Raw genomic sequence first — 21258 nt, 5'->3', positions numbered from 1 at the left:
GCCCCGGGCCTACTCGGCCGGCCGGGAGGCGGGCGTGCGGGCGGACTCGCCGCGTGCGCCCGCCTCTCGTCGTACGACCTCGCGGAAGGTGCGCGGCGGGCGGCCCGTGAGGCGCAGGACGGTGTCGGTGACGCGGTCCTCGGCTCCGTCGGCGATGGCGCGGTCCATGGCCGCCAGCATCGCCGTGAACTCGGCCGGGATGCCCGCCGTCCGGGTCAGGTGGTCCCGCAGCTGCTCGGCGGTCAGCGCGCGGTGGACGACCGGACGGCCGGTGACCTCGGCGCAGATCCTCGCGACGTCGTCGTAGGACAGTGTTTCCGGGCCGGTCAGGACCAGATCGGTGTTCGGCGGCGGGTCGGTGGTCAGCGCGACGGCGGCGACCGCCGCGATGTCGTCGGCGTCGACGAAGCCGACCCGGCCCGTTCCGGTCGCGGACCGGACGACGCCCTCCTCGCGGATGCCGGTGGCGTGCGCGTGGTCACCGGTGAAGTTCTGCATGAACCACGAGGGCCGCAGCACCGCCCACTGCGCGAACAGGCCGGGCAGCGCCTCGTGGACGGCGCCCACGGCCGGGCCGCCCGCGGGAATGGCCGAGGAACCGAGCAGGACGGCGCGGCGCACCCCGTGGGCGCGGGCCCGCTCCAGGAAGGGCAGCATGACGGCGGCCGGAGCCGGGTCGCCGACGGGAGGGACCAGGTAGACGCGGTCGGTGCCGGTCAGGGCCGCGTCGTGGCTCGTGGGGTCGTACCAGTCGAAGCGCACCGCGTCGGCGCCGGCGACCGGGCTTGCACGGCGGGACGCCGCCCGCACCCGGTGCCCGCCCGCGACCAGCCGGGCCGCGGTACGGCTGCCGGTGGTGCCGGTGGCACCCGTGACCAGCGTGGTGCCGGAGCCGGCCGCGGCCGTCATCGGGTGCTTCCCGGGAAGTCGGCCGCGGGGTCCTGGAGGGCGAGCGGGTTCCAGTAGTCGCGGTAGGCGGTGATGCGGCCGTCCCGGACCTCGACGACCGCGATGTACGTCATGTCGAAGGGGGCGCCGGTGCGCACCAGGCGGCCCACCCCGCGCATCTCCACCACGATGGTCCCCGGTTCGGTGGTCTCGTGGACGCGCAGCTCGGGGAAGTCGTGCAGGTCGATGTGGTCCGGGTAGTCGCGCATGTAGGCGGCGACGGCCTCCCTGCCCTCCAGTCGCCGGGGCCAGCCGTCCGGCGCGAACGGGAACTCCATGACGCCGTCCTCGGCCCACAGGGCGACCCAGTCGTCGATCTTCTTGTCCAGCAGCAGCCGCAGACCGTGGCGGAAGAGCTCGCCGGGGGCGAGGGGAGTTGTCGCGGGCATGGGTGTCTCCGTCTCGTGGCAGTCTCGTAGGATGGCCGATGCGGACCCGGGGTCCGCTTCAATCGAAAATACGGACCCAAGGTCCGGATTGCAATCGGGAGACACCCCATGGCCGAGCGCAAGCCGCGCAAGGACGCCGTGCGCAACCGCGCCGCGCTGCTCGCGGCCGCGGACGAGCTCTTCGCGCGCTGCGCGCACCCGGAGGACGTCACGATGGCCGATGTCGCGGCGGCCGCCGGAGTCGGCAAGGCGTCACTGTTCCGCGCGTTCGGTGACCGCACCGGCCTGATCCGCGCCCTCTACGCGGCCCGGCTGGAACCGGTCGAGCGCGCCGTGGCCGAGGGGCCGGCCCCGCTCGGCCCCGCCGCCCCTCCGCTCGAACGCGTCCCCGCCCTGCTGGACGCCCTGCTGACCTTCAAGTTCGACAACCGGCACCTGGCGCTGGCCCTGGAGTCGACCGCCGGCGACAGCCCCTACCGGATGGACCACTACGACCGGTGGCACACCCTGCTGCGCGATGTGCTGGCGCGGGTGCCCGGCCTCGGCGACGGCGACTTCGCCGCGCACGCCCTGCTCGCCGCCGTCCGCGCCGACCTGGTCGAACACCTCGCCGGGGACCGGGAGAAGAGCAGGGAGGAACTACGGGCGGGGCTCGCCGCCTTCACCGCACGGGTCCTCGGTGTCTGAACTGCGCGGCGCCCGGATCCCCGGGGGCCCGAGGGGCCGTTCGGGGGCTGCCGCGTCCGACACCGCGTCGGCAAAGGCGCAGGCCCGGCGGGCGTAGCGTAGAGGGCATGACGAAGTACGGATCCTTCCCCGGTACGCGTCCCCGACGGTTGCGCACCACCCCCGTCATGCGCCGCATGGTCGCCGAGACCCGGCTGCACCCCGCCGACCTCATCCTCCCGGCGTTCATCCGCGAGGGCGTCAGCGAGCCGGTGCCGGTCGCGGCGATGCCCGGCGTCGTGCAGCACACCCGGGACAGCCTGAAGAAGGCCGCGCTGGAGGCCGTGGAGGCCGGGATCTCCGCAATCATGCTCTTCGGTGTGCCGGAGGAGGACAAGAAGGACGCCCGGGGCACCGTCGGCACCGACCCGGACGGGATCCTCCAGGTCGCCCTCCGGGACGTCCGGGCCGAGGTCGGCGACGACCTCCTCGTCATGTCCGACCTGTGCCTGGACGAGTTCACCGACCACGGGCACTGCGGGGTCCTGGACGCCGAGGGCCGCGTCGACAACGACGCCACCCTGGAGCGGTACGCCGAGATGGCCCAGGTGCAGGCCGACGCCGGCGCCCATGTCGTCGGCCCCAGCGGGATGATGGACGGCCAGATCGGCGTCGTCCGTGACGCGCTGGACCAGATCGGCCGCGAGGACGTCGCGATCCTCGCCTACACCGCCAAGTACTCCTCGGCCTTCTACGGCCCCTTCCGGGAGGCCGTCGCCTCCTCGCTCCAGGGCGACCGCAAGACCTACCAGCAGGACCCGGCCAACTGGCGCGAGGCCCTGCGGGAACTGGAACTCGACCTCACCGAGGGCGCCGACATGGTGATGGTCAAGCCGGCCGGCCCCTACCTCGACATCCTCGCCCGGGTCGCGGACGCCGTGGACGTGCCGGTCGCCGCCTACCAGATCTCCGGCGAGTACTCGATGATCGAGGCCGCCGCCGAGAAGGGCTGGATCGAACGGGACCGGGCGATCTTCGAGACCCTGACCGGCATCAAGCGGGCCGGGGCCCGCAACATCCTCACCTACTGGGCCACCGAGGTGGCCCAGAAGCTGCGCCGGTCCCCGTTCACCAGCTGAGGGCGTCGTCCCTCTCCTGCTGCCAGTACGTCACCTTCAGCGAGCTGTCGTAGTAGACGCCCTCGGCCGGCAGGGACGGCGTCGCGGACGGATCGCCGCTGCTGTTCGGGGTGAGGCCCTGGAAGCCCACCGTCAGCTTCCGGGCCGTCGTCCCGCCGGCGCCGCTGCCGTCGGCGGCCGCCAGCAGCACACCCGCGTACCCCGACTCGCCGGGCGCCAGGGACACCACGGCCTGCGGCTGGGTGCCCCGGTCCGCCTGCGGCACCCACTGCATCTGGTCGAAGCGGAGCACCGGGTAGTACGGCAGCTCGCACGTCTTGCCGCCGGTGTTCTTCACGGTGATCAGCATGTGGTTGAGGGGCCGGGCGACCGGCTGCGCGGTGACGGTCGTGTTCGCGCCGTTGCACAGCACCACCGAGGTGCCGGAGCCGCTGGAACCGCCGGTGCCGGTGCCGCCCCGGGTGCCGCGCGCGGTGGAGGCGCTCGGCCGCGCGTCGGGTGCGTGGGTACGGGCCACGGGCGTGCCGTTCGCCGTACGGCCGCCGGTGCCGGCCTGGGACGTGCCCGACCCGGCCTTCCCCGTGGCCTTCTCCGGCGCGGTCTTCTCCGCCGACGCCGTCGGGGTCGCCGGCCGGGCGGCGCCCTCGTCCTCGGTGCCCGTCCCGTTGCCGCACGCCGTGAGCGCGAGGGCGGCGACGGCGGTGCCGGTGGCGGCGAGCAGACGGATATGGCGCATTCGCATGGCAAGTCCTCTTTCGGGCTGGGCCGGTTGACGTGCTTGGATGACCACAGCCTGTGGGCGGGCCCGTCCCGGCGGCCAGCAACGGCCGGGGATCCGGGACGCTGGAACGCCCGCACCGGCTTTGACCTGCGGGAACAGCCCCTCCCTGGAACGCCGGGGTGGGACGAGGGGGGACGGAGGAACGGTGTCGGAAGGCATGTCCGAGAGCGGATTCGCCGAGCTGCTGCGGGAGTTGAAGAACCGCTCCGGGCACAGCTACGGCACGCTCGCCAAGCGGCTGCACATGAGTACGTCGACGCTCCACCGGTACTGCAACGGGGACGCCGTACCGGCGGACTACGCGCCCGTGGAGCGGCTCGCCCGGCTGTGCAGGGCCACGCCCGAGGAACTCGTGGAACTGCACCGTCGGTGGGTGCTGGCGGACGCGTGGCGGGGGCGGAAGGAGCCGTCACCGCCGGCGGTGACGGAACCTGAGCCGGTGTCGGCGGCCGAACCTGAGCCGGTGTCGGCGGCCGAAGCCGTGCCGGGGCCGGTGCCCAAACCTGAGCCGGTGCCGGCGGCCAAACCTGAGTCGGTGTCGGCGGCCGAAGCCGTGCCGGGGCCGGTGGCTGAACCTGAGTCGGTGCCGGTAGCCGGACCCGAGTCGGTGTCGGCGGCCGAATCCGTGCCGGTGCCGAAGGCCGGACCTGAGCCGGTGTCGGCGGCTGAACGACCCCGGCCGGTGTCAGAGGCCGCGCCGGGCGCTCCCCGGCGTCGCGGCCGTCGCCCCGTCGCCCTCCTCGCCGCCCTGACGGTCACCGCACTGCTCGGCACCGTGGCGGTCGCGCTGAACCTGCCCTCCGGGCACTCCGGTGACGCACAGCGGGACGGCCGGGACGGCAGGAACACCGCGGCCACCTGGGAGGCCGCCGCCGGGGACAGCGCGTCGCCGGTGCCGACGGCCGGGAGCCCGGTGCCGCACCGGTCCGCCACCCGCTCGCCCTCCCGCTCGGCCTCCCCCTCACCCAAGGCCCCCGCCGCCCACGGCGGAACCCCGGCGGACGGCCCGGCCGCCGCCACGACCGAACGGACGACGGCCGGCCCGCCCCTCACGGTCACCACGCACCCCTTCAGCTGGCAGAGCCCCTGCTCCCAGCACTACCTGATCGACCGGCCGCCCACCGCCGTCGCCCCGCCGCCGCTGGAACAGGACGCGCCCGCCTGGGTGGACGTGCACCAGGCGGTCTCGGCCGGGGAGCAGTTCGTCACCTTCACCGTGCAGGGCACCGGCGGGGAGACCGTCGTCCTGGAGAAGCTGTCCGTGCGCATGGCGGGCAAGCGGTCCCCGCTCGCCTGGAACGACTACGCCATGGGCTACCCCGGCGTCGGCTGCGGCGGCGATGTGCCGACCCGCTCCTTCACCGTCGCCCTGGACGCGCTGCGCCCCGCACCCCTACCGGAGGCCGGGAACCGGAACTTCCCCTTCAAGGTCAGCCGGTCCGACCCCGAGGTCTTCCACGTCACCGCGGACGCGTCCGCCTACGACGTCAGCTGGTACCTGGAGCTGTCCTGGTCCAGCGGGGACCGGCACGGCACGCTGGTGATCGACGACGCGGGCCGGCCGTTCCGCACCAGCGGCAACAACGGCCGGCCCGCGTACGCCTTCCCCCTCGGCGGCGAGAAATGGCGACCCGCGTCGGAGGCGAACTGAAGCCTCCGGCTCACTCCCACCAGAAGGACCAGCTCGTGGCGCCGACCAGCTCCTCCGCGTACGCCCCCACGCTCCCCGGGCCGCTCTGCACCACGGCGTTCGGGCACAGGGCGTAGTGCTCGGCGGCCAGCACCTCGGCGTCGTCGAGGGCGGTGGGCGGCGCCGCCACGGACACCACCAGGGCGTCCGGCCCGAGCGCCACCACCCGGACCCCGAAGCGGTCCTCCCACGACCGCAGCACCGCGCAGAACCGGGCCACGTCGCCGTCGTGCTCCAGGGCGCCGGTCCAGCCGATCGCCGCCGGTATGTCGGCGGACCGGCGCGCCGGCACGAGCGCCAGGTGCGGCTCCTCCACCCACTCGGCCCACCGGCTCAGGTCCTGGTGCAGCTCGTCGGCGACCTGCGCGGCCCGGCTCTCCGGATCGGCGGCCAGGAGCCCGCCGGACGCGAGCCCCGGCCACTGCGTGCCGAACGGCTCGATCTCGTCGCCGGCATCCCCGTCGGTCTCCTCCGCCCAGTACTCCGACAGCACCTCCCCGGCCTCGTGGTCCCCCGGGTACGACGCCTCGCCCGGCAACAGCACCCAGTCCTCCACCCCGGCCCGGCAACCGGCCAGGTCCACCAGCACCGGCAGCAGCCCGGCACGGGACGCCGGCACCCCCAGCGCCTTCCAGGTGCCGGGCGAGGAAGGCTTCTGCGCGTGCCACAGCAGGGGCTCGTGCCAGGGGCCGTCGTCCGTCTCGTCCACCAGCCTGCCGGGAGGCAGTCGGAGGCCGAGGGAACGCCCACTGGGGTCGGTGGCCAGCTTGGGCAGCGGGTTGGGAAGAGTCGCCATACCGGTGACTGTAAAGCCCGCCACTGACAACGCCGTTGAGCAGCGCACACGTCGGTGGCGGGCCGGCCGTACGGCCCGGTGTCAGACCAGGGTCGTGATGCAGAACGGGTGCCCCGCCGGGTCCAGCAGGACCCGCCAGCGGTCCGGCTGCGGCTGGGCCTCCGGCTTGGTCGCGCCCAGCTTCAGCAGCCGCTCCTCGGCCGCGTTCAGGTCGTCCACGCCCACCTCGATGTGGGCCTGCTTCTCCTGGGCCGGGTCCGGCCAGGTGGGGCGGCGGTAGTCGGCCAGGCGGTTGAAGCCCAGGCCCGGCGCGCCGTCCTTGCCGCCCAGGAAGACGAAGTCGTCGGAGGTGTAGGCGACCGGGAGGCCGAACATCTCGCCGTAGAAACGCGACAGTTCCACCGGGTCGGCGCAGTCGAAGGTGACGGCGGCGTAGCGGAAGACGGGTGCGGAAGCGGTGTCAGTGCTCATGGGGGCGACCGTAGGACACAACCCGGACAGGTACGGTCCTGGTTGTGCGGGCCCGTGTGCAAAACTTCCGCCCGTGCTCAGCGCCTCCGCCCGTCTGCTCCGCCTGCTCGCGCTGCTCGCCGCCCGGCCCTCCTGGACCTGTGCCGAGCTGGCCGGACGCATGGCCGTCACCGACCGCACGGTCCGGCGGGACATCGCCAGGCTCCGGGAACTCGGGTACACCGTCGACTCCGACGCCGGCCCCTGGGGCGGTTACCGGCTCCGGGCGGGCTCGCGCGTGCCGCCGCTCATCCTGGACGACGAGGAGGCCCTGGCCGTGGCCGTGGGGCTGCGGGAGGCGGCGCTCGGCGGCGCGCTGGGCGGCGACCAGGCGGCCCTGTCCGCCCTGCTGAAGCTGCGGCAGGTGCTGCCGCCCCGGATCGCCGACCGGCTGGCGGAGTGGGACGACGCCCTCGTCCGGCTTCCCTGGCCCGAAGAGCCACGCATCCGGCCCGGCATGCTGCTGGAGCTGGCCGCCGCCTGCCGGCGCGGTGAGCGGGCGCGGCTGACGTACCGCGACGGACAGGACCGGCACACGGTCCGGGACATCGACCCCTACCGGCTCGTCCACACCGGCCGGCGCTGGTACTTCGTCGCCCGGGACGTGGCCCGGGGCTGGCGCACCTTCCGGGCCGACCGGGTCGAACGGCTCCAGCCCACCGGCCGGCCCGTGGAGATCACCGACCCCCCGGACCCCGCCCAGCTCGTCTCCCGCAACACCGCCAACGGCCCCTACCCGATGTCGGCCACCATCCGGCTGCCACTGCCCCTGGCGGACGCGCTGCGGGTCGTACCCCCCACCGTCGGCACCCACCGCGCCGACGGCCCGGACACCACCGTCGTCGACATCGGCGGTCCGGACCCGGACGGCCTCGCCCGCTACCTGCTGGGCCTCGCCACCCCCTTGCGCGTCCTCGCCCCGGACGCCGTACGGGAGGCCTTCGTCCGCCGGGCGCGGGAACTCCTGGAAGCGCAGACGGCCGACGGCCCGCCCCCGGAGTGAGGACGGGCCGCCGGCTTCGTACCGCGTTCGGTCAGAGCTTCTCGGGCGTGCGGATGCCCAGCAGGGCCATGCCCTGGTGCAGGGTGCGGGCCGTGACGTCGCACAGGAAGAGGCGGTTCTCGGCGATGTCCTTCGGCGGTGCGGGCTTGATCACCGGGCACTTGTCGTAGAACGACGTGTACAGCGACGCCACCTGGTACAGGTACGCCGCCAGCTTGTGCGGGGCGTACTCCGCCGCCGCCTCCCGCACCGTCTCCGCGAAGGAGTCCAGGTGCAGGCCGAGGGCGCGCTCCGCCTCGTGCAGGTCCAGCTCGGGGTGGGCCGCCGGGCGGACCTCGCCGGCCTTGCGCAGGATCGACTGGATACGGGCGTACGCGTACTGGAGGTAGACGGACGTGTCGCCGTTCAGCGAGACCATCTGGTCCAGGTCGAACTTGTAGTCCCGGTTCGCCGACGTGGACAGGTCCGCGTACTTCACCGCGCCGATGCCCACCTGGGCGCCCCGCTCGGCGATCTCCTCCTCGGACAGGTCCTGCGCCTTCTCCCGGACCACGGCCGAGGCGCGGTCGATCGCCTCGTCGAGGAGGTCGACCAGGCGGACCGTCTCGCCCTCACGCGTCTTGAACGGCTTGCCGTCCTTGCCGAGGACCGTGCCGAAGGCGAGCTGCACCGCCGTCACGTCGTCGTTCAGCCAGCCGGCCCGGCGGGCGGTCTCGAAGACCATCCGGAAGTGCAGGGCCTGCCGGGCGTCCACCACGTACAGCAGGGTGTTCGCCTTCAGGTTGAAGACGCGGTCGCGGATCGCCGAGAGGTCGGTGGCCGCGTAGCCGTAGCCGCCGTCCGACTTCTGCACGATCAGCGGGACCGGGTTGCCGTCCGGGCCCTTGATGTCGTCGAAGAAGACGCACAGGGCGCCCTCGGAGCGGACCGCGACGCCCGACTCCTCCAGCAGGCGGCAGGTCTCGGCCAGCATGTCGTTGTAACCGGACTCGCCGACGATGTCCGCGTCCCGGATCTCCATGTCCAGCTTCTCGAAGACGGAGAAGAAGTAGATCTTCGACTCGTCCACGAACTTCTGCCACATGGCGAGCGTGTGCTCGTCCCCGGCCTGGAGGTCGACGACCCGGCGCCGGGCCCGCGTCTTGAACTCCTCGTCGGAGTCGAACTTCTTCCGCGCGGCCTTGTAGAGGCGGTCGAGGTTCGACATCGCCTCCTCGCCGGTGACCTGGGCGTCCTTGTGGTCCAGCTCGTGCGGGTGCTCGTCCAGGTACTGGATGAGCATGCCGAACTGGGTGCCCCAGTCGCCGATGTGGTGCCGGCGGACCACGTTCTCGCCGGTGAACTCCAGCAGCTGGACGACCGAGTCGCCGATCACCGCGGACCGCAGGTGACCGACGTGCATCTCCTTCGCCACGTTCGGCTGGGCGTAGTCGATCACCGTCGTACCCGGGTGCTCGGCGAGCGGCACGCCGAGGCGGCCCGTCTCGTCCGCGTACCGCGCGGCCAGGTTCTCCGTGATCGCCTCGTCCGCGATCGTGATGTTCAGGAAGCCGGGGCCGGACACCTCGACGTCCCTGATCACGTCACCCGTCACCACCCGGGAGACGACCTGGGCCGCCAGCTCCCGCGGGTTCGCCTTCGCCTTCTTGGCCAGGGCCAGGATGCCGTTGGCCTGGAAGTCGGCCCGGTCGCTTCGTCGCAGCAGCGGGTCCGCGCCGGCGGCCTCCGGCAGGGTGGCCGAGAGGGCGGACGCGAGGTGCTGCTGGACGCTGTCGCTGAGGGACGTGACCGAGGCCATAGGAATGGGTGCCGTTCTCCTCGTGGGGATGGATAGACCCAGCCAGTATCCCACGGGGGGTAAAGCCGTTTTCCCGGGCGCGATCCGGTCTGTGAGAATGGAGTGTCACCCCGTTCAGAAAGAAGGACGTGCCGATCGTGGCTCAGAGCACCGAGACCACCGACTGGGTCTCCCGTTTCGCGGATGAGGTCATCGAGGAGTCGGAGCGCCGGGCCCCGGGCAAACCGGTCGTCGTCGCGTCCGGACTCTCCCCCTCCGGTCCGATCCACCTCGGCAACCTCCGCGAGGTCATGACCCCGCACCTCGTCGCCGACGAGATCCGCCGCCGCGGCCACCAGGTCCGGCACCTGATCTCCTGGGACGACTACGACCGCTACCGCAAGGTGCCGAAGGGCATCGACGGCGTCGACGAGGAGGCCTGGGCCGAGCACATCGGCAAGCCGCTGACCTCCGTCCCGGCACCCAAGGGCTCGCCGTACCCGAACTGGGCCGAGCACTTCAAGGCCGCGATGATCGAGTCGCTGGCCCAGCTCGGCGTCGAGTTCGACGGGATCAGCCAGACCGAGCAGTACACCTCCGGCGCCTACCGCGAGCAGATCCTGCACGCCATGAAGCACCGGAACGAGATCGACGCGATCCTCGACCAGTACCGCACGAAGAAGACCCCCAAGAAGCAGCAGCAGAAGCCGGTGGACGCGGCCGAGCTGGAGGCCGAGGAGGGCTCCGGCGCCGCGTCCGAGGACGACGGCAGCTCCGGTTCCGCCGGGTACTTCCCGTACAAGCCGTACTGCGGCAACTGCGGCAAGGACCTGACCACGGTCACCTCCTACGACGACGACACCACCGAGCTGTCGTACACCTGCACCGCCTGCGGCTTCACCGAGACCGTCCGGCTCAGCGAGTTCAATCGCGGCAAGCTGGTCTGGAAGGTCGACTGGCCGATGCGCTGGGCCTACGAGGGCGTGATCTTCGAGCCCAGCGGAGTCGACCACTCCTCGCCGGGATCCAGCTTCCAGGTCGGCGGCCAGATCGTCGGCATCTTCGGCGGCAAGCAGCCCATCGGTCCCATGTACGCCTTCGTCGGCATCTCCGGCATGGCGAAGATGTCCTCCTCGCGGGGCGGGGTCCCGACCCCGGCCGACGCGCTGAAGATCATGGAACCGCAGCTCCTGCGCTGGCTGTACGCCCGCCGCCGGCCCAACCAGTCCTTCAAGATCGCCTTCGACCAGGAGATCCAGCGGCTCTACGACGAGTGGGACAAGCTCGCCGCCAAGGTCACCGAAGGCTCCGCCCTGCCCGGCGACGTGGCCGCCTACACCCGCGCCGTCGGCACCGCCGCCGGTGAACTGCCGAAGACGCCGCGACCGCTGCCCTACCGCACGCTCGCGTCCGTCGCCGACATCACCGCCGGACACGAGGACCAGGCCCTGCGCATCCTCTCCGAGCTCGACCCGGAGCAGCCGCTGACCTCCCTCGACGAGGTACGACCCCGGTACGACAGGGCCGAGGCATGGATCAACACGCACGTGCCCGCCGACCAGCGGACCATCGTGCGCGACGAACCCGACACCGACCTGCTGAAGTCCCTCGACGAGGCCGGCCAGCACTCCGTACGCCTGCTGCTCGACGGACTCGCCGACCACTGGTCCCTCGACGGGCTGACCCACCTCGTCTACGGCGTGCCCAAGGTGCAGGCCGGGTTCCCCGCCGACGCCACCCCCAAGGAACTGCCCGCCGAGATCAAGACCGCTCAGCGGACCTTCTTCGCCCTCCTCTACCACCTGCTCGTCGGCCGCGACACCGGGCCCCGACTGCCCACCCTGCTGCTGGCCGTGGGGCAGGACCGGGTGCGGCGCCTGCTCGGCGAGTAAGCGGCATGAAGAAGGGGCCCTCCGCCGACGGAGGGCCCCTTCTTCATGCCGTCACGCGATGTGCTCTTCCTGAAGTTCCCGCGAGTGACGGTCAGCGAAGCTCCTGACCAGGCGCTCGGCCTCACGCGGGGCGAGCGACACACCGTACGTCGCCTCGACGTCCTCCCGAAGCTGTGCGCCCGTGGGGTAACTACCGTCGATCGACTTACGGAAGACCTGGTAGAAATCCTCCTCCGTCGGCTCCAGCTCCGGAGTACCGCCACCCTCACCCAGCTCACGGGTGCGATTGGGACCCACCGGAATCGGAAAACTGCCGGTCTCCTCGGGAGACGGCTGCTGGAACTGCTCCGGCGGCTGATCCTCGTACCAGTCCTCGTACTGCTCCTCGGGGGCGTACTGGGGCTCCTGGAGCATCGGATCGTACGTGGGGTCGTAACCGCCGTGGTACTCGACCTCCCGGGGAGTCTGGAACCAAGGGCTCTGCTCGTCCACCGGCGGCTCCTCGGGACGCTGCTCGCTCGCAGCCGCCGCCTGCCGCGGGACCGGCACCGCCCCGGCGGGACGACCGCCCGCGACCACGCCGTGTGCCGCCGCCTCCAACTCCGGCTGGGGGGCCGGGGGCAACAGGACCGGTTCGATGCCCGCCGCCGCCAGCCCCGCAGGAGCCGTCTCCGCCAACGGGACGCCGTACCGCGCCAGCCGCAGCGGCATCAGGGACTCCACCGGAGCCTTCCGACGCCAGGCACGGCCGAAACGGGACCGCAGACGGGCCTGATAGACGAGGCGTTCCTGCTCCAGCTTGATGACCTGGTCGTAGGAACGCAGCTCCCACAGCTTCATCCGCCGCCACAGCAGGAACGTGGGCACCGGGGAGAGGAGCCAGCGGGTGAGCCGCACCCCCTCCATGTGCTTGTCGGCCGTGATGTCGGCGATCCGGCCGATCGCGTGCCGGGCCGCCTCGACCGCCACGACGAACAGCACCGGGATCACCGCGTGCATCCCGACACCCAGCGGATCCGGCCAGGCGGCGGCGCCGTTGAACGCGATCGTCGCCGCCGTCAGCAGCCACGCCGTCTGGCGCAGCAACGGGAAGGGGATGCGGATCCAGGTCAGCAGCAGGTCCAGGGCCAGGAGGACACAGATGCCCGCGTCGATGCCCACCGGGAACACATACGAGAAGTTCCCGAAGCCCTTCTTGATGGCCAGCTCACGGACGGCCGCGTACGAACCGGCGAAGCCGATGCCGGCGATGATCAACGCACCGGTCACGACCACGCCGATGAGCACGCGGTGCATCCGAGTCAGCTGCAGTGGCGCGGCCACTCGTACTCCCCTCCCATTGCGTGTCCTTGCGCGCAACAGAGTGGCACACGTGTACGGCGAACGTGGTGCCGGTCAGCCGCCACGGCCCTCCGTCAGCCGCCACAGCCCTCCGGTCAGCTGTCCTTCGCGGCCGACTTGGACGCAGACGCGCCGGCAGAGGCCGACTTGGAGGGGGACTTCGAAGGAGCTCCCGAAGGCGACGCCGACTTCGACGGGGACGCCGGCGAACTCGCCGCACCACCCGCTCCGTTGGCCGACGACACAGACGCCACGACCTCCTTCACCGCCTTCTCCGCGGCCTTCGTCAGATCGTCGGCGTCCGGCGTCTTCTCACCCGCCAGACCGGCACCGTTGTAGTCCACCGTCACCACGACGTTCTCCACCCGGGCGACGACCGTCTGCTGCTTGAACAGACCTTCCTTCTTCTTCAGGTCGTACCGCACCGCCGTCGCCTCCGCGCCCGTCCCGGACAGCGGTATCGCCTTGGTGTTCTTCGCGCCGTCCACCGACTGCGCGTCCTTCACCTGCCGGGCGTAGTACGTGTGCGCCTGCTCGTCACCCGAACCGCGCGTGACATCCGAGTCGAAGCGGAGCAGCGAGACGTTCAGCCAGCGGAACTGGGAGCCCTTGACGCCGTTGTTGTCCAGGCTGTTCCACGAGCAGGAGGCACGCGACGACGGCTCGTCCGAGCTGCCCTTCTTGCCGGACTTCCCGCTCTCCGGGACCAGATCGGTCAGCGTCTTCTTCGACAGCACCGCGCACGCGTCCGGAAGCTTCGCGTACGCCGCCGCCTGCACGGTCGGGGACGCGCTCGCCGAGGGCTGCGAACTGCTGCCGCCCGCCGACTGCGGGCTGCTCTCCGCACCGGACTTGCCCTTGGAGTCACCGGAATCCGAGGAACACGCCGCGGTGATCAGAACCGCGGGAACGGCTGCCGCGCAGACAAGAACGCGGCGAAGGCGCTTGGCTCGCTGGTGTCGCTGGGCACGGTCGTCTCGCTGGGCTGCTCGCTGCATGGTTCCTTCACTCATGACGCTCGGTGTTCGTGCGGGTTCCTGCGGGGCCACGGTACGCGGTGAAGGACCTGTGCGGTTTCCGTTCGCCCGCTTCGCCGGCAGAGCCCAAGGGGACCGCTGAGGCCGTCAACCGCCCAGCGCATCGTCCAGACCAGAAGCCAGATTACGGGCCCTGTCCTGCATTTCCTTGCTGTCCGGGACCGTCCCCATGGCCATCGGCTGCTCCTCGTACTGGATGGTGACGACGACGTTGGACGTGCGGAACACCACAGTCACCGTCCGCTGTTCCGCCGTCGAACCGGACGTACTGAGCCGGTCGTCCAGGTACGCCTCGTCACCGAGATCGGTGAGCGCGCGCGGCTGGAGATCGGCGGGCGTGGCACCGGAGGACGCGTCGGAGGACCCGGAGGAACCAGGGGAGTTGCCGGAAGAGGGCTTCGTCGCGCCCGGAGAGGCCGCACCACCCGAGGAGCCCTTCGCCGACGAGGACGAGGACGCCGACGACGACGCGGTGGGCGTCGGGGACGACGGCGGCGGCGCCGAGGAAGTCGCCGGTGCCGGGAGATCGGCAGCCGTCTCCTTCTCCAGGAACAACTTCCGCGCCTGGTCGTCGTCGCTCACCGTGTTGTCGTACGACACCACGCGCTCGAAGTCGACGGACAGGCGGTCCGTGGCATCGGCCGACTCGACCTTCCAGCGACAGCCGACCTTGCGCTCGGTGTCGTAGGTGAGCGCGGCCTCGCCCTGGTACGCCTTGTCCCGCTGCGCCGGATCCGTGATCTGCTGGATACCGGGCAGCAGCGCGTCCAGGGTGTCGTGGCCGACCGCCCCGCAGGGCTCGGGGAGCGTGCGGTACCTGCCGGGCTGGGCGACGGCCGTGGCCGAGCCGGCGTCGCCCGGGTTGGCGTTGTCCGCCGGCCCCTTGTCTCCGGAGCCGCTCGTGCAGCCGGCCAGCAACGCCGCGAGGAGGGCGGCGGTGCCGGTTACATACGCCTTCCGCTGCACGGTCGGGCTCCTCTCGACGGTGTGCGCTCGCTGGTGCTCCAGTGTCCCCGCTGGTTAATCGCTTGCCGCGGCGGGGCGCCCCCTGGAGACAATGTGTATCGCACGCACTGCCGTGGACGCCGGTCCCTTGTCCCTTTTCATCGACCTTGGCGCCGCTTTTGCGTTTTTCCGCTTTCAATCCTTTTGTTGTCATTTCCGGGGGAATGAGGAACGTATGTCGTACGTGGAGATACCGGGCGCCAAGGTCCCGATCCGGATGTGGACGGACCCGGCGACGGTCGAGGACGTGGCCCTGCGCCAGCTCCAGAACGTGGCGACCCTGCCGTGGATCGAGGGCCTGGCCGTGATGCCGGACGTGCACTACGGCAAGGGCGCCACGGTCGGCTCGGTCATCGCGATGCGGGGCGCGGTGTGCCCGGCGGCGGTCGGGGTGGACATCGGCTGCGGGATGTCGGCGGTGAAGACGTCCCTGACGGCGAACGACCTCCCCGGGGATCTGTCGCGGCTGCGGTCGCGGATCGAGCAGGTGATTCCGGTGGGGCGGGGGATGCATGACAGTCCCGTCGATCCCGGGCGGTTCCACGGGGTGGCCACTGCCGGGTGGGACGACTTCTGGGGGCGGTTCGACGGGGTCGCGGAAGCGGTCAAATTCCGTCACGATCGAGCGGAAAAGCAGATGGGGACGCTCGGATCCGGGAACCACTACCTCGAAGTTTGCCTTGATCAGTCGGATTCGGTCTGGCTCACGCTCCACTCAGGGTCGCGCAACATCGGCAAGGAACTCGCCGAGCATCACATCGGCGAGGCCCAGAAGCTCCCGCACAACCAGGGCCTGGTCGACCGTGACCTCGCCGTCTTCATCGCGGACACCCCGCAGATGGCGGCCTACCGACATGACCTGTTCTGGGCGCAGGAGTACGCCAAGTACAACCGCATGCTCATGATGGCGCTCCTGAAGGACGTGATCCGCAAGGAGTTCAAGAAGGCGAAGCCGACCTTCGAGCCGGAGATCTCCTGCCACCACAACTACGTGGCCGAGGAGCGGTACGACGGCATGGACCTGCTCGTGACCCGTAAGGGAGCGATCCGGGCCGGCTCGGGTGAGTTCGGGATCATTCCCGGTTCGATGGGCACCAGTTCGTACATCGTGAAGGGGCTCGGGAACGAGAAGGCCTTCAACTCGGCTTCGCACGGGGCCGGTCGGCGCATGAGCCGCAATGCGGCCAAGCGTCGCTTCACGACCAAGGACCTGGAGGAGCAGACCCGAGGCGTGGAGTGCCGCAAGGACTCGGGCGTGCTGGACGAGATTCCGGGTGCTTACAAGAACATCGACCAGGTGATGGAGCAGCAGCGCGACCTCGTCGAAGTCGTGGCGAAGCTGAAGCAGTTCATCTGTGTGAAGGGTTGACGTGAAGAGGCCCCCGGCGCCGGGGGCCTCTTCATCTGGTCCCGAGACTGGTGGGAGAGGTGATCGATGAGGTTCGCCCGTGTGGGTTACGCGTCCCGCCCGTTCCCCGGCTCCAGTGCGTCCAGCCAGCGCAGCAGGCGGGTTCCCTCTCGCGTCATGATGCCGGGGTCGCGCAGGGCGTTGGTCAGGAGGGACATGCCCTGGTAGGCCGCGATGAGGGTGAGGGCGTGGTCCTCGGGGTCGGGGATGCCCCAGGTGCGGAACTGGCCGGCGGTCCAGTCCAGGAGGTGGCGGATCACCGCGCCGGCTTCCGCGTCCAGCGTGCCGTCCGCGCGTTTGTCCAGTTCGACGGCGAGGGTGCCGGTGGGGCAGCCGTGGCGGGCGGCGGTCTCGCGCTGGGCGGTCCATGCTTCGACCAGGGCCTTGAGGCGGTCGCGCGGGGTGGGCAACCGATCGAGTCCGGCGGTGAGTTCGTCCAGGTGGGCCCGGTGTTCCGCGAGGGCGGCCTGGACCAGTTCGTCCTTGGTCTTGAAGTAGTAGTAGACGTTCCCGACCGGGACGTCGGCCTCGCGGGCGATGTCGGCGAGGGTGGTGCGTTCGACGCCCTGCTCGTGCAGGACCCGGGCGGCCGCTGCCGTGAGTCGTCGGCGTTTCTGTGACGCCTGCGCCCGCCGATCCACTGAGTTTGTCACCTGACTGACTATAGACAGCCGGGGGTGGGGGCCTGCTAGGTTCTGAGTTAGTCAGTTGGCTAACTCAGATGGGGGCTCGTGATGATCGCTGTGACCGGTGCGACCGGGAACGTCGGACGTGTGCTGGTGGAGCTGCTGGCGGGGGCCGGTGAGGAGGTCGTCGCCGTGTCCCGGCGGCCGGACGCCGCGCCGTCGGTGGCCGGGGTGCGGTGGGTCCAAGGCGGGGTCGGGGACGCGGCGAGCATGCGGGCCGCCCTCGACGGTGCCCGCGCCGTGTTCCTCGTCCTGGGGGGCGAGCTGAACTTCCGCGGGGAGAGTCCCGACGCCCTGCTCGATGCCGTCGCGGACGCCGGGGTCGGCCGGATCGTGCTGGTGTCCTCCCAGGTCAGCGCCACCCGGCCCGACGCGCCCTCGCACGCCCGGCTGCGCGCCTTCGAGGCCGCGGTACGCGCGTCCGGGCGGGAGTTCACCATCCTGCGCCCCGGCGGATTCGCCTCCAACGCCTTCGCCTGGGCCGATTCGGTCCGCGCCGAGCGCACCGTCCTCGCCCCCTTCGGCGATGTCGCGCTGCCCGTGGTCGACCCGGCGGACATCGCCGCCGTGGCCGCCGCCGCACTGCGCGAGGACGGGCACGCCGGCCGGGTGTACGAGCTGACCGGGCCCGAGCCCATCAGTCCGCGCGAGCAGGCCGAGGTCATCGCCGCGGCCCTCGGCGAGAAGGTGACCTTCGTCGAGCTGTCCCGTGAGGCGGCGCACGCGGGGATGGCGCGGTTCATGCCGGAGCAGGTCGTCGCCGGCACCCTGGACGTCCTCGGCGCACCGCTGCCGGCCGAGCGCGGGGTGAGCGGGGACGTGGAGGCGGTCCTGGGGCGTCCGGCCGCGCCCTTCGCCGCGTGGGTCGCGCGGAACCTGCCGGCGTTCGCCTAGGCGGGTCCGGCGCGCGGGGCCTGCGTGCAGGACCGGCGCACGGGCCCGGCCTGCAGGACCGGCGCATGGGCCCGTGCGCTACTTCGCGTGCCGTACCGCGTAGATCATGATGAACGCGATGAAGTGGATGCCGAAGAGGAAGTAGGCCAGGAAGTACCAGACCTGGCGCTCGTTCTTCGTCTCCTGGGCCAGCCGCCGCTTTTCGAAGGTGTCCTCCGTCGGGGAGTTCTCGTCCGTCACCGTTCCCGGTGCACCTTCGTGTTGGACGCCTGGGCGCGCGGGCGCAGGATCAGGAGGTCGACGTTGACGTGGCTGGGGCGGGTGACCGCCCAGGTGATCGTCTCGGCCACGTCGTCCGCGGTGAGGGGCTCGGCGACGCCCTCGTACACCTTCTCGGCCCTCTCCGTGTCCCCGCCGAAGCGGGTGAGCGCGAACTCGTCGGTCTTGACCATGCCGGGGGCGATCTCGATCACCCGGACCGGCTGGCCGACGATCTCCAGGCGGAGGGTCTCGGCGAGGACGTGGGCGCCGTGCTTGGCGGCCACGTAGCCGGCGCCGCCCTCGTAGGTGCCGTGGCCGGCGGTGGAGGAGACGACCACGACGACGCCGTCGCCGCTCGCGACGAGCTTCGGCAGCAGCGCCTGGGTGAGGTTCAGGGTGCCGATGACGTTCGTCTCGTACATCGTGCGCCAGTCCGCCGGGTCGCCGGTGGCGACGGGGTCCGCGCCGAGGGCGCCGCCCGCGTTGTTGACCAGGACGCCGATCGTCTGGAAGGCGGAGGCGAACTCGTCCACGGCGGTGCGGTCGGTGACGTCCAGCTGGTACGCCACGGCGGAGTGGCCGGCCTTGGTCAGTTCCTCGGCCAGGGCCTCGATGCGATCCTTGCGGCGGGCGGTGAGGACGACGCGGTAGCCGGCCGCGGCGAGCTGCCGGGCCGTGGCGGCGCCGATGCCGCTGCTCGCGCCGGTGACGACGGCGATGCGGGAGGCGGCGGACGGTGCGGCGGTGGCCATGGCTGCTCCTGGGGCTGCGGCTGGGCGGTCGGTCGAGCGGTTCCGTCCAGCGTAAGTGAGCCTCAGCCGCCGTTCCGCGGCGCCCACATGATGACGGCCATCCCGGCGAGGCAGATCAGCGCGCCGGTGATGTCCCAGCGGTCGGGGCGGTAGCCGTCCGCGACGACGCCCCACAGGATCGAGCCGGCCACGAAGATCCCGCCGTAGGCGGCGAGGATGCGGCCGAAGTGGGCGTCCGGCTGGAAGGTGGCGACGAAGCCGTATGCGCCGAGGGCGAGGACGCCTCCGGTGATCCACAGCCAGCCCCGGTGTTCCCGCACGCCCTGCCAGACCAGCCAGGCGCCGCCGATCTCGAACAGTGCGGCGACGACGAACAGGGCGGCGGAGCGGAGGATCGGCATGGGGGCAGCTTCGCACGCCGTTCCCGCGTCACCCGGGGGAGGACGTGTCACGCCCGCATCCGCATGCCCACATCCCTCCTCGCTCAGGACCGCACCGCCGTACTCCCGGCCGCGCACCGCCGTATGTGGAGGTCGACACCGCGTGGAGCGTGGGTGTGACGGACCAGGACCGGTCGGACGACCGACCGGGCGGCGGTGCTGGTGCCGGCGACCGGGGACCCGTATGCCTTCCGACCCCCTGATGCCGTCGGTGCCGGTGACGTCTTCCGCGTCGGTGTCTCCGTCCGCTCAGGCGGGGTTCTCGGCGTCGTAGCGTTCGCGGGCCTCGCGGACCTCGTCGAAGTGGGTCTCGGCCCAGGTCTTCACGGCGGTGAGCAGGCCGGCGAGGCCGGTGCCGAGCGGGGTGAGCGCGTAGTCGACGCGGACCGGGACGGACGGGGTGACCGTGCGGCTGATGATGCCGTCCCGCTCCAGCGTGCGCAGGGTCTGGGTGAGCATCTTGGGGCTGACGCCGGCGATCTTGCGGCCGAGGTCGCTGTAGCGCAGGGGGCCGGGGGAGAGGGCGGCGACGACGAGGCTGACCCACTTGTCGCTGAGCCGTCCGAGGAGCTGGTTGGTGGGGCAGTTGCGCAAGAAGGCGTCGTAGTCGGCGCGGGCCTGTTCGCGGCGCTGGGCGGCGGTCATGGTCGCCATGGGCTCTCCTCCGGGTCGGCTACGCACTCTCAGGTAACTACTTACCTCTGGATAGTAGCTCTCCTACGGTGGGTCGTGCGGCCGGAAATGTGCCGCGGAATCCATCAACTGCCCTGTGCTTGAGGAGAGTTGTCATGCGTGCTGCTGTGGTGAGGGCGTTCGGCGGTCCGGACGCGGTGGAGATCGTCGAGGTTCCGGCGCCGGAGCCGGGGGCCGGGCAGGTGCGGATCAAGGTGGCCGCGGGCGCGCTGAATCCCGTGGACGCCGGGGTGCGCGCAGGGTTCTTCGGCGGAGCCGGCAAGACGCTCGGGCTCGGCTGGGACGCGGCCGGGACGGTGGACGCGGTCGGGGTGGCCGCCGCCTGGCAGGTGGGCGACCCGGTGGTGGCGCTGGTGCCGGGGGTGTCCGACCCGCTGGGCGCGCACGCCGAGTACGTCGTCGTGGACACGGACGCGCTGGCGAAGGCGCCGGCCACGGTGGACGCCGTGCACGCGGGGACCTTGCCGCTGAACGGGCTGACCGCCGTCCAGGCGCTGGATCTGCTGGACCTCGCGCCGGGTGCGTCACTGCTGGTGACCGGGGCGGCGGGGGCGGTCGGCGGGTTCGCCGTGCAGCTCGCCGCGCACCGGGGGATCGAGGTGACCGGGCACGCCCGGGCGGGCGACGAGGAACTGGTGCGGTCGCTGGGGGCCGAGCACTTCACGGCCGGGCGGGCCGACGGGGTCCCGGAGGTCGAGCCGGGGAGCGTGGACGCGGTGCTGGACGCGGCGGTGCTCGGGGAGCCGGCGCTGGAGTGGGTGCGGGACGGCGGCGCGTACATCGGAGTCCGGCCCGGGGCATACCCCGCGTCGGTGCGCGGGGTGCGGACGGGGGCCGTGGCGGTGACCGCGGACGGGGCCCGGCTCGCGGAGCTGGTCCGGCTGGTGGACGAAGGGGTGCTGACCCTGCGGGTGGCCGGGACCTTCGCCCTGGAGGACGCGGCCAAGGCGCATGCCCGGCTCGCGGAGGGTGGGGTGCGGGGGCGGGTGGTGCTGGTGCCGTAAGGGTCGGGAGGGGGTGGGAGAGGGCTGGGAGGGGGGTGGGAGGGGGCTGGAATACCCGGGGCGGGGTGGCCGTTGGAGGGGTATAGTTGAACGGTCAACAACCTGGAGGGTGAGCGACCATGCAGTTCGGGATCTTCACGGTCGGC

22 protein-coding genes are annotated in these 21258 nt (G+C 71.8%); 8 read left to right on the top strand and 14 right to left on the bottom strand.

The features are described from left to right. Positions 1–9: 9 nt before the first annotated feature. Together C3492_RS41980 and C3492_RS41975 are read right to left on the bottom strand one after the other, a co-directional pair. Positions 10–909, bottom strand: coding sequence for an NAD(P)H-binding protein (locus C3492_RS41980; RefSeq protein WP_103817843.1), 900 nt, complete (start codon positions 907–909; stop codon positions 10–12). Next, positions 906–1337 carry a nuclear transport factor 2 family protein gene (locus C3492_RS41975; RefSeq protein WP_103817842.1) on the bottom strand — a complete coding sequence of 144 codons (432 nt, stop codon included), beginning with the start codon at positions 1335–1337 and terminating at the stop codon, positions 906–908. Before C3492_RS41975 ends, C3492_RS41980 begins: the two co-directional genes overlap by 4 nt. A gap of 108 nt (positions 1338–1445) precedes the next feature. On the opposite strand from C3492_RS41975, the gene C3492_RS41970 reads away from it, so the two are divergent. Together C3492_RS41970 and hemB are read left to right on the top strand one after the other, a co-directional pair. After that, positions 1446–2024: a TetR family transcriptional regulator gene (locus tag C3492_RS41970; protein WP_103817841.1), complete on the top strand. Its 579-nt coding sequence runs from the start codon at positions 1446–1448 to the stop codon at positions 2022–2024. A 107-nt stretch (positions 2025–2131) separates the two neighbouring features. Next, entirely contained in the window at positions 2132–3142 is a 1011-nt protein-coding gene (gene hemB / locus C3492_RS41965) for a porphobilinogen synthase (protein ID WP_103817840.1), read from the top strand. Here the strand turns inward: hemB and C3492_RS41960 are convergent. Then, positions 3132–3878, bottom strand: a complete 747-nt coding sequence (locus C3492_RS41960; RefSeq protein ID WP_103817839.1) for a DUF4232 domain-containing protein — start codon at positions 3876–3878, stop codon at positions 3132–3134. The two genes, hemB and C3492_RS41960, sit on opposite strands and share 11 nt — an antisense overlap. A gap of 202 nt (positions 3879–4080) precedes the next feature. On the opposite strand from C3492_RS41960, the gene C3492_RS41955 reads away from it, so the two are divergent. Next, a complete protein-coding gene (locus C3492_RS41955; RefSeq protein ID WP_103817838.1) occupies positions 4081–5574 on the top strand; it encodes a helix-turn-helix domain-containing protein in 1494 nt (497 codons plus the stop codon). Positions 5575–5584: 10 nt separating this feature from the next. On the opposite strand, the gene C3492_RS41950 is transcribed toward C3492_RS41955, so the two are convergent. Beyond that, positions 5585–6409, bottom strand: a complete 825-nt coding sequence (locus tag C3492_RS41950) for a DUF4253 domain-containing protein (RefSeq protein WP_103817837.1) — start codon at positions 6407–6409, stop codon at positions 5585–5587. Positions 6410–6490: 81 nt separating this feature from the next. After that, positions 6491–6880 (bottom strand): VOC family protein, encoded by a 390-nt coding sequence (locus tag C3492_RS41945; RefSeq protein ID WP_103817836.1) that lies wholly within the window; start codon positions 6878–6880, stop codon positions 6491–6493. Between the two features lie 73 nt (positions 6881–6953). On the opposite strand from C3492_RS41945, the gene C3492_RS41940 reads away from it, so the two are divergent. Then, positions 6954–7922, top strand: coding sequence for a YafY family protein (locus C3492_RS41940; protein WP_103817835.1), 969 nt, complete (start codon positions 6954–6956; stop codon positions 7920–7922). 31 nt (positions 7923–7953) lie between these two features. Here C3492_RS41940 and argS read toward each other — a convergent pair whose 3' ends face one another. After that, positions 7954–9720, bottom strand: a complete 1767-nt coding sequence (gene argS / locus C3492_RS41935; protein WP_103817834.1) for an arginine--tRNA ligase — start codon at positions 9718–9720, stop codon at positions 7954–7956. Between the two features lie 128 nt (positions 9721–9848). Here argS and lysS point away from each other — a divergent pair, with 128 nt between their 5' ends. Next, a complete protein-coding gene (lysS, locus tag C3492_RS41930; protein ID WP_103817833.1) occupies positions 9849–11591 on the top strand; it encodes a lysine--tRNA ligase in 1743 nt (580 codons plus the stop codon). Positions 11592–11642: 51 nt separating this feature from the next. On the opposite strand, the gene C3492_RS41925 is transcribed toward lysS, so the two are convergent. From C3492_RS41925 to C3492_RS41915, 3 genes are all read right to left on the bottom strand, one after another. Then, positions 11643–12914, bottom strand: coding sequence for a DUF2637 domain-containing protein (locus tag C3492_RS41925; protein ID WP_103817832.1), 1272 nt, complete (start codon positions 12912–12914; stop codon positions 11643–11645). Between the two features lie 113 nt (positions 12915–13027). Beyond that, positions 13028–13930 carry a DUF3558 family protein gene (locus tag C3492_RS41920; protein ID WP_258056217.1) on the bottom strand — a complete coding sequence of 301 codons (903 nt, stop codon included), beginning with the start codon at positions 13928–13930 and terminating at the stop codon, positions 13028–13030. Positions 13931–14056: 126 nt separating this feature from the next. Next, a complete protein-coding gene (locus tag C3492_RS41915) occupies positions 14057–14935 on the bottom strand; it encodes a hypothetical protein (RefSeq protein WP_103817831.1) in 879 nt (292 codons plus the stop codon). A 214-nt stretch (positions 14936–15149) separates the two neighbouring features. Here C3492_RS41915 and C3492_RS41910 point away from each other — a divergent pair, with 214 nt between their 5' ends. Beyond that, the gene (locus C3492_RS41910; protein WP_103817830.1) at positions 15150–16343 is read left to right on the top strand and encodes an RtcB family protein; all 1194 of its coding nucleotides are present in this window, start codon (positions 15150–15152) and stop codon (positions 16341–16343) included. An 86-nt stretch (positions 16344–16429) separates the two neighbouring features. On the opposite strand, the gene C3492_RS41905 is transcribed toward C3492_RS41910, so the two are convergent. Beyond that, complete coding sequence (locus C3492_RS41905) at positions 16430–17023, bottom strand: TetR/AcrR family transcriptional regulator (protein WP_103817829.1); 594 nt, start codon at positions 17021–17023, stop codon at positions 16430–16432. A 93-nt stretch (positions 17024–17116) separates the two neighbouring features. Between C3492_RS41905 and C3492_RS41900 the strand changes: the two genes are divergently transcribed. Then, positions 17117–17962 (top strand): SDR family oxidoreductase, encoded by an 846-nt coding sequence (locus tag C3492_RS41900; protein WP_103817828.1) that lies wholly within the window; start codon positions 17117–17119, stop codon positions 17960–17962. A 78-nt stretch (positions 17963–18040) separates the two neighbouring features. On the opposite strand, the gene C3492_RS45030 is transcribed toward C3492_RS41900, so the two are convergent. The 4 genes from C3492_RS45030 to C3492_RS41885 form a co-directional block, all read right to left on the bottom strand. Further along, positions 18041–18202 (bottom strand): hypothetical protein, encoded by a 162-nt coding sequence (locus tag C3492_RS45030; RefSeq protein WP_165951898.1) that lies wholly within the window; start codon positions 18200–18202, stop codon positions 18041–18043. Beyond that, on the bottom strand, positions 18199–18975 hold the full coding sequence (locus tag C3492_RS41895) for an SDR family NAD(P)-dependent oxidoreductase (RefSeq protein WP_103817827.1): 777 nt from the start codon (positions 18973–18975) through the stop codon (positions 18199–18201). Before C3492_RS41895 ends, C3492_RS45030 begins: the two co-directional genes overlap by 4 nt. A gap of 62 nt (positions 18976–19037) precedes the next feature. Then, positions 19038–19376: a YnfA family protein gene (locus C3492_RS41890; RefSeq protein ID WP_103817826.1), complete on the bottom strand. Its 339-nt coding sequence runs from the start codon at positions 19374–19376 to the stop codon at positions 19038–19040. 288 nt (positions 19377–19664) lie between these two features. Next, positions 19665–20069, bottom strand: a complete 405-nt coding sequence (locus tag C3492_RS41885) for a helix-turn-helix domain-containing protein (protein WP_103817825.1) — start codon at positions 20067–20069, stop codon at positions 19665–19667. Between the two features lie 134 nt (positions 20070–20203). Between C3492_RS41885 and C3492_RS41880 the strand changes: the two genes are divergently transcribed. Further along, complete coding sequence (locus tag C3492_RS41880) at positions 20204–21112, top strand: NADP-dependent oxidoreductase (RefSeq protein ID WP_103817824.1); 909 nt, start codon at positions 20204–20206, stop codon at positions 21110–21112. Positions 21113–21258: the final 146 nt, after the last annotated feature.

This window comes from Streptomyces sp. Ru62 (genome assembly GCF_002920615.1).
Classification (GTDB): Bacteria; Actinomycetota; Actinomycetes; order Streptomycetales; family Streptomycetaceae; genus Streptomyces.
The sequence above is the reverse complement of the archived record's forward strand: the minus strand, read 5'-3'. Positions and strand labels throughout refer to the sequence as shown.